The organism is Micromonospora sp. C41 (assembly GCF_018070485.1).
Taxonomy (GTDB): Bacteria; Actinomycetota; Actinomycetes; order Mycobacteriales; family Micromonosporaceae; genus Micromonospora; species Micromonospora chalcea.
On sequence record NZ_JAGPXP010000021.1, the window covers coordinates 82,143 to 94,518 of the forward strand.

Annotated in this window: 13 protein-coding genes; 6 read left to right on the forward strand and 7 right to left on the reverse strand. The window is 72.6% G+C overall.

All coding sequences use genetic code 11. The annotated features are described in order from the left end of the window. Window positions 1-4 precede the first annotated feature (4 nt). Both KBX43_RS21835 and KBX43_RS21840 read left to right on the forward strand, forming a co-directional pair. Window positions 5-388 carry an SCP2 sterol-binding domain-containing protein gene (locus KBX43_RS21835; RefSeq protein WP_043328019.1) on the forward strand — a complete coding sequence of 128 codons (384 nt, stop codon included), beginning with the start codon at window positions 5-7 and terminating at the stop codon, window positions 386-388. Continuing rightward, a complete protein-coding gene (locus KBX43_RS21840) occupies window positions 385-2,460 on the forward strand; it encodes a glycogen debranching N-terminal domain-containing protein (RefSeq protein WP_043328017.1) in 2,076 nt (691 codons plus the stop codon). Before KBX43_RS21835 ends, KBX43_RS21840 begins: the two co-directional genes overlap by 4 nt. Window position 2,461: 1 nt before the next feature. Here the strand turns inward: KBX43_RS21840 and KBX43_RS21845 are convergent, their stop codons facing one another. From KBX43_RS21845 to KBX43_RS21870, 7 genes are all read right to left on the reverse strand, one after another. Beyond that, a complete protein-coding gene (locus tag KBX43_RS21845; protein WP_140946206.1) occupies window positions 2,462-3,310 on the reverse strand; it encodes a hypothetical protein in 849 nt (282 codons plus the stop codon). 55 nt (window positions 3,311-3,365) lie between these two features. Then, window positions 3,366-4,418, reverse strand: coding sequence for a hypothetical protein (locus tag KBX43_RS21850; protein WP_113973526.1), 1,053 nt, complete (start codon window positions 4,416-4,418; stop codon window positions 3,366-3,368). Window positions 4,419-4,548: 130 nt separating this feature from the next. Further along, window positions 4,549-4,905, reverse strand: a complete 357-nt coding sequence (locus KBX43_RS21855; protein ID WP_210886896.1) for a DUF1416 domain-containing protein — start codon at window positions 4,903-4,905, stop codon at window positions 4,549-4,551. Further along, complete coding sequence (locus KBX43_RS21860; protein ID WP_030504459.1) at window positions 4,905-5,753, reverse strand: sulfurtransferase; 849 nt, start codon at window positions 5,751-5,753, stop codon at window positions 4,905-4,907. Before KBX43_RS21860 ends, KBX43_RS21855 begins: the two co-directional genes overlap by 1 nt. 202 nt (window positions 5,754-5,955) lie before the next feature. After that, entirely contained in the window at window positions 5,956-6,033 is a 78-nt protein-coding gene (locus KBX43_RS32250) for an Ms5788A family Cys-rich leader peptide (protein ID WP_310503780.1), read from the reverse strand. 95 nt (window positions 6,034-6,128) lie between these two features. Beyond that, entirely contained in the window at window positions 6,129-6,911 is a 783-nt protein-coding gene (locus tag KBX43_RS21865) for a DUF2993 domain-containing protein (RefSeq protein WP_030504460.1), read from the reverse strand. Window positions 6,912-6,990: 79 nt separating this feature from the next. Further along, window positions 6,991-8,040, reverse strand: coding sequence for a hypothetical protein (locus KBX43_RS21870; RefSeq protein ID WP_064446713.1), 1,050 nt, complete (start codon window positions 8,038-8,040; stop codon window positions 6,991-6,993). A 246-nt stretch (window positions 8,041-8,286) separates the two neighbouring features. On the opposite strand from KBX43_RS21870, the gene KBX43_RS21875 reads away from it, so the two are divergent. From KBX43_RS21875 to pstS, 4 genes are all read left to right on the forward strand, one after another. Next, on the forward strand, window positions 8,287-9,006 hold the full coding sequence (locus KBX43_RS21875; RefSeq protein ID WP_176722767.1) for a response regulator transcription factor: 720 nt from the start codon (window positions 8,287-8,289) through the stop codon (window positions 9,004-9,006). Window positions 9,007-9,156: 150 nt separating this feature from the next. Continuing rightward, window positions 9,157-10,011, forward strand: coding sequence for a polysaccharide deacetylase family protein (locus KBX43_RS21880; RefSeq protein WP_043330897.1), 855 nt, complete (start codon window positions 9,157-9,159; stop codon window positions 10,009-10,011). Window positions 10,012-10,078: 67 nt separating this feature from the next. Then, window positions 10,079-11,014: a mycothiol synthase gene (mshD, locus tag KBX43_RS21885; protein WP_210868939.1), complete on the forward strand. Its 936-nt coding sequence runs from the start codon at window positions 10,079-10,081 to the stop codon at window positions 11,012-11,014. Between the two features lie 233 nt (window positions 11,015-11,247). Next, window positions 11,248-12,345 carry a phosphate ABC transporter substrate-binding protein PstS gene (gene pstS, locus KBX43_RS21890; protein WP_043328009.1) on the forward strand — a complete coding sequence of 366 codons (1,098 nt, stop codon included), beginning with the start codon at window positions 11,248-11,250 and terminating at the stop codon, window positions 12,343-12,345. Window positions 12,346-12,376 lie beyond the last annotated feature (31 nt).

Genomic DNA, 12,376 nt, shown 5'->3' on the forward strand with positions numbered 1-12,376 from the left:
GAATGTGAGTCAGGCCATCCAGGAGTTCTTCGCGTCGCTGCCGGCGCGTGCCGCAGCCGTTCTGAACAGCCCGATCGGCGGGACACTCCAGATCGACCTGGCCGACGGCAACCGCACCGAGCACTGGTACGTGACGCTGGCCCCCGGCACGGCACAGGTGAGCCGGGAGGAGCTACGGCCGGCGGACGGCGTGCTGACGCTGTCCACCGAGCTGTTCGAGAAGCTCGTCACCGGGCGGGCGGCCGGCATGGCGGCGGTGCTGCGCAACGAGGCCACGTTCAGCGGCCACGTCGTGCTGTTCCTGGCGTTCCGCCGATTCCTGCCGCAACGGCCCGACGTGCGGGACCCCCGGGACGCCGCCCGCGAGCACGTCCGGCGGCTGGTGTGAAGGACCGGGTCAGCATCCTCGACGGCAACACGTTCCTGGTCAGCGACGATCGCGGCAACATCGAACCGTCGTACGACTTCCCCACCGGGCTGTTCTCCTTCGACACCCGGTTCCTGTCCACCTGGTTCCTCACCATCGACGGGCAACGTCTGCACGCGCTCTCGATCGACGACTCGCTGTCGTACAAGACGCGGTTCTTCCTGGTCCCCGGCGAGCCGACGCACTACCTGGACGCCAACGTCTCGGTGATCCGCAGCCGCGCCATCGGCGGCAGCCTCGACGAGGAACTGACCGTGCTCAACCACTCCGAGCAGGAACAGGAGTTCCACCTCCGGCTGGACATCGGCTCCGACTTCGCCGACCTTCTGGAGATCAAGAACCGGCGCGACAAGAAGGGACTCACCACGCCGACGGTGGAACCGAACGGCCTGCGGCTCACCTACCGCCGGGAGGCGTTCCGCCGCGAGACGCTGGTGACCAGCAGCGCGCCGGTCGAGGTCGACGCGGACGGGATGACCTTCCGGGTCCGGATCAGCCCGCACGGCGAGTGGACCACCCGGCTGCACGTCAGCACCATCATCTACGGCGCGCGTGGTGAGGACATCCGGGCCATCCTGCCGCTGGGCGGCCAGCGCACGGCGGCCGAGATCGAGGCCGAGCAGAGCGCCCTGATCAGCCGTGCGCCGAAGCTCGGCTGCGACTGCGAGCCGCTGGCCAGCGCGTACCGGCGCAGCCTCAACGACCTGGCCGCGCTCCGGTACGAGTCGATCACGCTCGGCGTCCGGCTGCTCGCGGCCGGCCTGCCCTGGTTCATGACGCTGTTCGGCCGCGACAGCATCTTCACCTCGCTCCAGGTGCTGCCGTTCCTCCCCGACCTGGTCAAACCGACGATCATCATGCTGGCCGGTCTTCAGGGCAGCCGGGTCGACGACTTCCGCGACGAGGAGCCGGGCAAGATCCTGCACGAGCTGCGCTACGGCGAGAGCGCCGGATTCGAGGAACAGCCGCACTCGCCGTACTACGGCGCGGCCGACACGACGGCGCTGTTCGTGATCCTGCTCGACGAGTACGAGCGGTGGACCGGGGACGCCGATCTGGTACGCAAGCTGGAGTACGAGACCCGGGCGGCGCTGACCTGGCTCGACACGTACGGGGACCTGCTCGGCACCGGCTACGTCTGGTACATGTCCCGCAACCCGGAGACGGGGCTGCCGAACCAGTGCTGGAAGGACTCACCGGAAGCCATCTCCTACGCCGACGGGCGGATGCCGGAGTTCCCCCGGGCCACCTGCGAGCTGCAGGGGTACGCGTACGACGCGAAGATGCGCGGCGCCCGCCTGGCCCGCACCTACTGGCAGGACCCGGCGTACGCGGACCGGCTGGAGCAGGAGGCGGCGGCGCTGAAGGAACGGTTCAACCGCGACTTCTGGATCGCCGACCGGGAGTACTACGCGCTGGCGCTCGATCCGCGCGGGCGGCAGGTGGACGCGCTCTCCTCGAACATCGGCCACCTGCTGTGGAGCGGCATCGTGGACGAGTCCCGGGCCCCCGCGGTCGCCGCCCATCTGCTCGGCCCGCGCCTGTTCTCCGGCTGGGGGGTACGCACGCTCGCCGACGACCAGGGCCGGTACAACCCGGTCGGATACCACGTCGGCACGGTGTGGCCGTTCGACAACTCGATCATCGCCTGGGGTCTGTGGCGGTACGGCTTCCGGCAGGAGGCCGGCCGGATCTGCGACGCGCTGCTCAGCGCGTCGCACTTCTTCGACGGGCGGCTGCCCGAGGTGTTCGCCGGCTACGAACGTGGCCTCACCGACTACCCGGTGGAGTACCCCACCGCGTGCAGCCCGCAGGCGTGGTCCGCCGGTACGCCTCTGCTGCTGCTACGGGTGATCCTGGGACTGGAGCCGCAGGGCGAGCACCTGATCATCGACCCGGCCGTACCGCCGGGGATGGGCCGGGTGGAACTGCTCGACATCCCGGGCCGCTGGGGCCGGGTGGACGCGCTGGGCCGCAGCCGGGAACCGCACGAGGAACCGGCACCGCCGCCGCTCGGGCTGCCCGGCCGGTGAGTCAGGCCGGGCAGGGCGTGGTCACCGCCACGCGCACCCGCTCGTCGGCCCGCTCGGCCAGCACGGCCGGCTCGCCGGGGCGCGCGTACCGGTCGGCGGAGTCCACCACCGGCGCGACGCCACCGCCGAACGCGGCGGCGAGCGGCTGATCCGCCGGCGCGGCGGCCTCACCCCGGGCGGTGCGGGCCGCGCCCCCACCGGGGCAGGGCGCGGTCAGGACCTGGACCGCGCCGGTCGCGCCGCCCCACCGGCCCAGCGCCGACGCCAGCGCGGCGGCTTCGGCAGCGGCGTCGGCGGTCGGCGCGCGGTAGCCGGAACCCAGCGGCCGGCAGCCGGTCGCGGCGGTCAGAAGGATCCGGCCCGGGCCGTCGGCCCGGCCCTCGACCGCGACGAAGTCGCCCGCGTCGGCGCGCAGCAGCGGCTCGCCGTCGAACGTCGACACGCCCGCCCGCCACGCCTGCGGCAGCCGGTCGGCCACGCGTCGCAGCACTTCGCGTACGTCGTCGCCGCCGATCGCCACCTCGACGCCGCGCTCGAGCGACGCGCCGGAGTCCATCGGCGTGATCCGGCAACCGCGTTCCAGGCGGTCCGGTACGAGCGCGGGTACGCCGTCGGCGCCGACCGCGCCGGTCAGCTCGCCGATCGCCCGGTCCACCACCGGACCGGCCTGGTCCAGTGAGCGCTGCTCCTTGACCGTCGGCGGGTCGGTCCGCACCGACCACCAGGTCAGCCCGGCCAGCAGCACGGCCCACGCCACAGTGGCGGCCGTCAGCCAGCGCAGCCGACGCCGGCCGGCACCCGGCTGATCTCCAGGGTTGGGCGGGGCGTAGCCCGTCTCGACGGCAGTCACCCGGCCATGGTGTCACGTGCCGGCGAGGCACCCGGCCGCGCCTCGGCACGCCCGGTCAGGCCGGGACGGACCGGCGGGACAGCAGCCACAGCAGGTAGAAGGGGCGCTGCCGCAGCTCGCCGCGACGGTCGGCGTACTGGTCGGCGGCGAGCACCGCGGAGAAGAACCCGCCCGCGCCCAGCATGCCGAGCACCGGCGCCAGGTGGGTGCCCTCGACCGCCACCAGCGTCGCGGCGACGGTCGCCACCGCGGCGCCCGCGGCCTGCACCGCCGAGCGCCGGGCCACCCGGGCGACCTCGGAGCGAGCCGCCCGCACCCCCTCCTGGATCTCCGCGTCGAGCTTCGCGAGCTGCACCAGCGCCTTGTCCGGATCCGTGTCGACGTCCAGCATCCGACCGCGCAGGTACGCCTGGGTCGCGGCGAGCGCGTCGCTCTCCTGGGTCAGGATGGCGCAGTAGTCCCGCAGCGAGGTGCCCTCCAGCATCGGCAGGTCGAGCTGGAGCAGTGGGGTCACCAGCCGCGCCTTCACCGGATCCCCGCTCGGCACGTCGACGACCCGGTGCCCCTTGACGATCAGGTCGAGTGTGCGGTCCGGGTTGTCGCCCAGCTCGATCCGGCCCATCGTGTCGAACGGCGAGGAGGTCGACTGGGAGTCCGGCGCGCGCGACTCCAGGTGGGTGCGGCGGAAGGTCTGCGGGAAGTAGACGAGCTGCCCCAGCTCCAGCAGCGGCGCGCAGTCCCGCAGGTACGCGCCGAGGCGGTCCAGGTCGTCGCATTCGGCGTAGAGCTGGTCGATTCGGATGTCCTCGTACCGGCAGCGCGGGTCGCAGTGCTCCGGGTCCTTGCCGCACCACTTGCAGGTCTCCCGGTTGGCCAGGTAGCAGTGCTTGCCGCCGGGCTGGGAGAGGACCAGCTTGCCGGTGACGAGCGTGGCCCGCTTCGTGAGGAACGACAGGTCCGTGTCGAGGCTGGCGACCGAGACGTCGAACGGGCGCGCGCGGCCGGACCCGGCGGTGCGCTGGAGTTCGCGGGCGATCTCCTCACCCCGGTTGCCGTCGATGAAGTCGATCAGATAGCGAACTGCGTGGGCGGCGGCGTCGTCGGGCACCTGATCCCCCTCCGGCGCGTCCGGGGCGCGCCGCCGTCCAGCCTGCCAGCCACGGGCAAGCCGCACAGTCACCGGAACGGCTCGTGGCCCGCCACCCGGCTGGGGTGGCGGGCCACGATCAGAGCGTGGGTCAGGCGGCGACCGAGACGGTCACCTCGTTGATCCCGCGAGCCGCGGCGACGGCGGTGTCGCCGTTGCCCTGGCGGGACAGCGCCCGCAGCGTCCACGAGCCCGGCGCGGCGAAGAACCGGAACTGCCCGGCCGGCGACGTCACCACCTCGGCGGTGAACTCACCGGTGGAGTCGAGCAGCCGCACGTACGCGCCCGGCACGACCTCGCCGGACTCGGACAGCACACGGCCGGTGATGACGGTTTCCTTCTCCAGGTCCAGGCTGGCCGGGAGGGGGGCGGCCTGGTCCGGCGCGGCGCAGCCGGCGGCAGCCGTCGAGGCGGCGGAGGTGGCGGAGGTGGCGGAGGTGGCGGTCATCAGGCCTCCCCCGGCTCGTCACCGAGCGCCACCGGCACGCCGACGAGCGAGCCGTACTCGGTCCAGGAACCGTCGTAGTTCTTCACGTTGCGGTGCCCGAGCAGCTCCTGGAGCACGAACCAGCTGTGCGAGGAGCGCTCGCCGATCCGGCAGTACGCGATCGTCTCCTTGCTGTCGTCCAGCCCGGCGTCGGCGTAGATCTTGCGCAGCTCGTCGTCGGACTTGAACGTGCCGTCCTCGTTCGCCGCCTTGGACCACGGCACGCTGATCGCGGTCGGGATGTGGCCGGCCCGCTGCGCCTGCTCCTGCGGCAGGTGGGCGGGGGCGAGCAGGCGGCCGGCGAACTCGTCGGGGCTGCGCACGTCGACCAGGTTCTTGGTGCCGATCGCGGCTACCACCTCGTCGCGGAACGCGCGGATCGAGGTGTCCGGCTCCTGCGCGACGTACTGCGTCTTCGGCCGCTCCACCACGTCGGTGACGAGCGGACGGGCGTCCAGCTCCCACTTCTTGCGGCCGCCGTCGAGCAGCTTGACGTCGCCGTGGCCGTAGAGCTTGAAGTACCAGTACGCGTACGCGGCGAACCAGTTGTTGTTGCCGCCGTACAGGATCACGGTGTCGTCGTTGGCGATGCCCCGGTCCGACAGCAGCGCCTCGAACTGGCTCTTGTTGACGAAGTCCCGGCGGACCTGGTCCTGCAGGTCGGTACGCCAGTCGAGCTTGACGGCGCCGGCGATGTGCCCGGTGTCGTAGGCCGAGGTGTCCTCGTCGACCTCGACGAAGACGACGCCCGGGGCGCCGAGGTTCTTCTCGGCCCACTCGGCCGAAACGAGTGCGGTGTCGCGACTCATCAGATCACTCCCTGGTGAGGATGGTTGGTGAGCCTGCGCGCGGAGATCGATGTCGATTGTTGTCGCACCACGCGCGGGACCCAGAGCTAGGAACGGATCACGGGTACGTGCGACGGCGCCGCTGCCGGGCGTTGAGGGGAACCGGGAAAGGTTCGTGGACCCTGGGTGGCCGCCGTTCAGGCGGCCGGAGACAGCCCCGCCGTCAGATGACGGGGCGACACAGGCAGGTGGCCACGCGGCACAGGTCGACCGCGCGCCGTTTGGTGAGGTGGGTCCCCATGGGCAGGGAGATTACCAGCCCATGCCACAGCTGCCACCAGGCCGACCAGCATCCGGGACGGCCGGCCCGCTCCCCGGACCGGCCGTGTACGGCTTTCAGCCGGCGGAGTTGATGGGCACGTTCGCCGCGTCCGCCGTGACCACCAGGCCCTCCGGCTTCGGCTCCACCTTGCGCAGGTTGAGCTGGAACGGCAGCTCCGGCAGCGGCACGTCGATCGAGATGCCCTGCGCGTACCGGGTGAGCGCGGCCCGGGCCAGCGGCACGTTCGGCAGGCCGTCGGCGGTGAGGTCGTTGAAGCGCAGCGCCACCTTGCCACCGGCCACCGTGACGTCGGCGGTGCCGTTGACGGTGAGCTTGACGCCGAGGATGTCGACCGGGGCGGTGACGGCGAGCTTGCCGTTGCGCTCGCCGAGCGTCAGCCCGGGGCGGTCCAGCAGCTTGGCCAGGCTCTCGTAGGTGACGGTGCCCCGCCCGTCCACGCTCTCGGCCACCACGTCGCCCCGGCCGGAGCGCAGCGTGTCCAGCGACGCGGTCACGTTGCGCGCGTCCACGTCCAGCTTCGGCACCTCGACCGCGTCGCCCTGGACGGCGCCCCGCACGTCGGTGAGCTGGATCGAGATGCGCTCGTACCGGCCGTCGAGCACCTGGGTGAGGAACGGGAAGCCACCCACCTCGACCTGCGGCGCGGCGGACTGCGCGTCCTGCTTGGCGATCTCCTGCCGCACCTGGTCGGCGATCGCCCGCTCGGCGACCCCGGCGGCGACCCGGTCGGCGACGACGAGCAGCCCGACCAGCACCAGCAGCAGGACGACGAAGCCGATCAGCACCTTCCGGCCGCGTCGCCGCGGTCGGCCCTCCGCCGGATACGCCTCTGCCACGCCGCCTCCCGTCCTCGCCGCCGTCACCGCGTCTCGCGGCGCAACCGTACTTACCCGAGGCGAATCTTCCCCAACCGCGTCAGAGGAACAGCACGCACATCGCGTACGCGGCCGGCGCGGCCAGCGCGAATCCGCCCAGCGGCCCCTGCATGTGCCGGGCCACCCACATCGTCGGCGGTTCACCGGCCATCAGGCGGCCCGCCTCGGCGTACCCCACGGCGAGGTCGGCCAGGACGGCGGTGGCGGCGCTGACCACGCCGACCAGGGCGGCGCTGGTCGGGGTGAAACCGACCAGGTAGCTGCCGAGCAGGGCGCTGGTGAGGGTGCCGAGCATCGCGCCCGCGACCACGCCGGCCGCGCCGCGCGGCACCTGCGGGGCGAGCCGCGGCCACGGCGCCACCGCGTCGGTGAGCCGCGCCACCAGCAACGCCACCCCCGCGGCGGTGAGGCAGACCGTGATCGCCTGGGTGCCCTTGGGAATCCGGCTGAGCACGACGAGCGTGCCGAAGGCGACCACGCCCACCACGATGAGCAGGGTGCCGCCGAGCGAGTCGGTCACCCGGACCCGGTCCACCCGCCGGACGAGCTGCCCCAGCACGGCGAGCAGCAGCCCGGCGGCCGCGGCGTAGCCGAGCGGGGCCAGGCCGGCGATGTCCGACTGGACCGCCGCGACGTCGGCGATCACGGCCGTGCCGGCGCTGACCAGGGCGACGACCAGCAGGGCGGGCGGTCGCATGGCCATCGTCCAGGCGAGCACGAAGAGCATCTGGACGCCGAAGATGATGGCCGCGAACGGCAGCCGGTGCCCGGGGCCGGAGGTCTGCGCGCCGAGCACCAGGCCGACGCCGAGCAGCGCGGCGAAGCCGGCGACGGTGAGCGCCAGCGGCCGGCGGACCGGGACCGGTGGCATCTCCTCCTCGGGCGCCTCGTCGGACTCGTCGTCGGCCCGCCGGCCGGGTCCGCCCTTCCGTAGCCGACGCGGTCCCTTCCGCTCCGGCCGGTCGCCCTCCTCGTCGGCGGGGCCGGTACGCGGGGCGGGCGGGTAGCCACGGGCGGGGCCGGAGGGCCCGGCGGACGGGTCGTCGGCCCACGGTTCACGACCGGTGTCGCGCGAGGTGGAGGGAAACACGCCCCGATCGTGCCAGACCCGGGCGGCTCGGCGGAGGTCCCGGTTTCGGTGACGTTAAAACCTGCACCGCGATCAAGGGCAGAAGGGGCAAACGGGAAAGCACCCCGGAGGTGACGGCGGGTCCATCGGTTACGCTCAGGCCGTTACCCGCCCGTCAGCGACGCCGGGACCCACGCAAGTTCACAGCGCCGCCCTCACCCGGGCGTGTCGCTGGTCGCGCGCGGCCGAAGGGCCGCCGGGACGGAGGTGATCGTGGAGCTCCTGCTGCTCGTGACCGCACGGGCCGGTGAGCCGTCGGCGGTGTTGCCGGCACTCGACCTGCTGCCGCACTCGGTCCGCACCGCACCCCGCGACGTCCGCACGCTGGTCTCCGGCCCCACGCCGGACGCCGTCCTGGTGGACGCCCGCTCCGAACTGAGCGAGGCGCGCGCCACGTGCCGGATGCTGCACGCCACCGGGCTCGGCGTACCGCTCGTCGCGGTGGTCACCGAAGCGGGCCTGATCGCGCTCAACGCGGACTGGGGTGTCGACGACGTGATCCTGGCCGGCGCCGGGCCGGCCGAGGTGGAGGCCCGGCTGCGGCTCGCCGTCGGCCGGCTGAGCAACGCGACCGCCGGCGCCGGCGGCTCGATCCGGGCCGGTGAGCTGAACATCGACCCGGACACCTACGCCGCCAAGCTGAAGGGCCGCCCGCTCGACCTCACGTACAAGGAGTTCGAGCTGTTGAAGTTCCTGGCCCAGCACCCGGGGCGGGTGTTCACCCGGGACCAGCTGCTGCGGGAGGTCTGGGGTTACGACTACTTCGGCGGCACCCGCACGGTCGACGTGCACGTGCGGCGCCTGCGCGCCAAGCTCGGCTCGGAGTACGAGTCGATGATCGGCACGGTCCGCCAGGTGGGCTACAAGTTCGTCGTCCCGCCGTCGCGTTCGCTGCCGGAGTCGGAGCCCGCGCCGCTGCCGGTCTGACCGCCCACGCCCCACTCCGGTAGGGGGCATTTCCGCAGAACGCCCTTTTTGCCCGATCAGTCAGACATATCCTGACTGCCGGATTTACCGGGCAAAGGGGGCGGCGGTGCGTGCGGTGAACACGGGGGCGACGAACGGCCGGTGCCGCTGATGCGGGGCCCGACGCTGCGCGCCACCGGGCTCGTGACCGTGGTGCTCGCGGGCCTGCTCGGCTCGGCGTTCGCGCTGGGCCGCAGCCTGGTCCCGGAACACCCGCCGTCGAACGCCGGCGCCACCACCGCGCTCAACGGACCGCGCTACGCCGACCAGCCGCCCAGCACGGACTTCCCCGGCGGCCGGGCCACCGCCGGGCCGAGCCCCGACGCCGCGCCGGACGCCGCCCCGGTCGAACCGGGCGGCGACGGCCCGTACGGCAGCCTGGTCGTCACCGGCTCGTCCCGGGTCGCGCTGACCTTCGACGACGGCCCCGATCCGCGCTGGACCCCGCAGGTGCTCGCGCTGCTGGCCCAGTACGGCGTGAAGGCGACGTTCTGCGTCGTCGGCGAGAACGCCGAGGCCCATCCGGATCTGATCCGGTCGATAGTCGCCGAGGGGCACACCCTGTGCAACCACTCCTGGGAGCACGACGTCGACCTGGGCAAGCGGTCCCCGGCGACGATCCGGGCCGACATCCTGCGCACGAACGACGCGATCCTGGCCGCCGCGCCGGGGGCGCGGATCGCGTACTACCGCCAGCCGGGCGGGGCCTGGACGCGCCCGGTGATCTCGGCCTGCGCCGACCTGGGCCTCACCCCGCTGCACTGGAGCGTGGACCCGTCGGACTGGAGGGCGCCGGGCGCGCTCACCATCGAGTCGAGAATCCGCACACAGATGGGACCGGGGGCGATCGTGCTCATGCACGACGCGGGCGGGGACCGTTCCGGCACGGTCGCGGCGTTGCAGCAACTCCTGCCCGAAATACTGGCGCGGTTCGAGCTGGAGTCGTTGCCCGTCGGCCCGCAGTGACGAGCGCCACCGACCGCCGCCCTCGTCCGGCGCGAACCGCCGCCGGACGGCGGCTACCGTGACTCAGATGAGCCCCGAGCCGACCAGTGGCCCCGCGACCGACCGGATCGACCGGGCGGACCGGCTGACGCCGGCCGAGGTCGCGGAGGTGCTGGCGCTGGCCCGCGCCGCCGGGGACACCGACGGCGCCGACCCGCTCGACGAGCACGTGCTGCTGCGGCTGCGCGACCCCGAGGCGCCCGCCGTGCACCTCACCGCCCGCACCGCCGACGGCACACTCACCGGGTACGCGCATCTCGACGTCACCGCCCCGGCCGAGGGCGTCGGCGCCGAACTGGTCGTGCATCCCGCGTACCGGCGGCGCGGCGTCGGCCGGGCGCTGGCCCGGGGCGTGGTGGACGCCGCGCCCGGTCCGCTGCGCGCCTGGGCCCACGGCGACCACCCGTCGGCCGCCGCGCTCGCTGTCGACCTGGGCTTCGCCCGGGCGCGGGTGCTCTGGCAGATGCGCCGTCCGCTGACCCCCGAACTGCCCGAGCCGGTGGTGCCGGACGGCGTGACGCTGCGCGCGTTCCGCCCCGGCGAGGACGACGAGGCGTGGCTGGCGGTGAACAACGCGGCCTTCGCCCAGCACCCCGAGCAGGGCAAGTGGACACTCGACGACCTGCGCGTACGCATCGCCGAGCCGTGGTTCGATCCGGCCGGCTTCCTGCTCGCCGTCGACTCCACGACCGGGCGGCTGCTCGGCTTCCACTGGACCAAGGTGCACGAGCGGCCGGGCTCGGCCCGCATCGGCGAGGTCTACGTGCTCGGCGTCGACCCGTCCGCGCACCGGGGCGGCCTGGGCCGGGTGCTCACCGCCGCCGGCCTGACCCACCTGCGCGACGAGCGCGGGCTGGACCGGGTGATGCTCTACGTGGACGAGAGCAACACCGCCGCGGTCGCGCTCTACGAGCGGCTGGGCTTCGCCATGTGGTCCGCGCACGTCAACTACCAGCGCGGCTGAGCGTTCCGCGGCCCCGGAAAATCGCCATAAAGGCGATACCAGGCTGCTAGTTCACGAAATGGACAACCCTTCCTCAGCGTACGGCCATCTCGTCGGCTGAACGTGTTCACCGCGCGTTCACTTGCGTCCGGCGAACCGTCCACCTGGCCCTCCTACCTTTCGTGTCAGCCGGTCAGCGCCGGCCCCCGGCACTCCGGGCGACCTGACCAAAGACGTGAAGGGAAACCCCTGAAGTGAAGCTCCAGCGGCACGGCGCCATCGCCTGTCTCGCTCTTACCGCGGTTCTCGGTCTCAGCGCCTGCGGCTCGGACAACAACGAGCCCGCCGGCGCCTCCGGTTCCACCGCCGCGGTGGACTGCGCGACGGGCACGCTGAACGCGCAGGGCTCCTCGGCCCAGAAGAACGCCATGGCCGAGTGGATCAAGGCGTACCAGCAGAAGTGCGCCGGCACCACGATCAACTACGAGCCGAGCGGCTCGGGCGCCGGCATCCAGGCCTTCATCGCCGGTACCGCAGACTTCGCCGGTTCGGACTCCCCCCTCAAGCCGGAGGAGCAGCCGCAGGCCGACGCCAAGTGCGTCGGCGGCCAGGCGCTCAACCTGCCGATGGTGATCGGCCCGGTCGCCGTGGTCTACAACGTCAGCGGCGCGGACAACCTCCAGTTCAGCCCGGCCACCCTGGCGAAGATCTTCGCCGGCAAGGTGACCAAGTGGGACGACCCGGCGATCAAGGCCGACAACCCGGACGCCAAGCTCCCGTCGACCGCGATCCAGGCGGTGCACCGCTCCGACGAGTCGGGCACCACCGACAACTTCACCAAGTACCTCTCCAAGACCGCCGAGGCGGACTGGACGCTCGGCAACTCCAAGGCGTGGAAGGCCCCGGGCGGCGTCGGCGCGGCCAAGTCCGACGGCGTGGCCAGCAAGGTCAAGAGCACCGACGGCACCATCAGCTACGTCGAGTGGTCGTACGCCGAGAACTCCGACCTGAAGATGGCGAAGGTCAAGAACGGTAACGGCGAGTTCGTCGAGCTGACCGGTGACTCGGCCGGCAAGACCATCGCCGGCGCCAAGTTCGAGGGTCAGGGCAACGACCTGAAGATGTCGATCGACTACAACACCAAGGAGGCCGGGGCGTACCCGATCGTCCTGGCGACCTACGAGATCGTCTGCAGCAAGGGCCTCGCCGCCGACAAGCTGCCGCTGGTCAAGGGCCTGCTCGGCCACGCCGCCAGCGCCGAGGGGCAGAAGGAGCTGGTCGAGCTCGGCTACGCCCCGCTGCCCGAGACCGTCCGCACCAAGGTCGAGGCCGCGGTCAAGAGCCTCTCCTGACGCTCCCGACCGACACCTCCTCAACGCGAAG

Coding starts and splice junctions, on each gene's coding strand:
- mshD (WP_210868939.1), top strand. CDS start 10,079: ATGAGCCCCGAGCCGACCAGTGGCCCCGCGACCGACCGGATCGACCGG.
- KBX43_RS32250 (WP_310503780.1), bottom strand. CDS start 6,033: ATGGGGACCCACCTCACCAAACGGCGCGCGGTCGACCTGTGCCGCGTG.
- KBX43_RS21880 (WP_043330897.1), top strand. CDS start 9,157: ATGCGGGGCCCGACGCTGCGCGCCACCGGGCTCGTGACCGTGGTGCTC.
- KBX43_RS21860 (WP_030504459.1), bottom strand. CDS start 5,753: ATGAGTCGCGACACCGCACTCGTTTCGGCCGAGTGGGCCGAGAAGAAC.
- KBX43_RS21855 (WP_210886896.1), bottom strand. CDS start 4,905: ATGACCGCCACCTCCGCCACCTCCGCCACCTCCGCCGCCTCGACGGCT.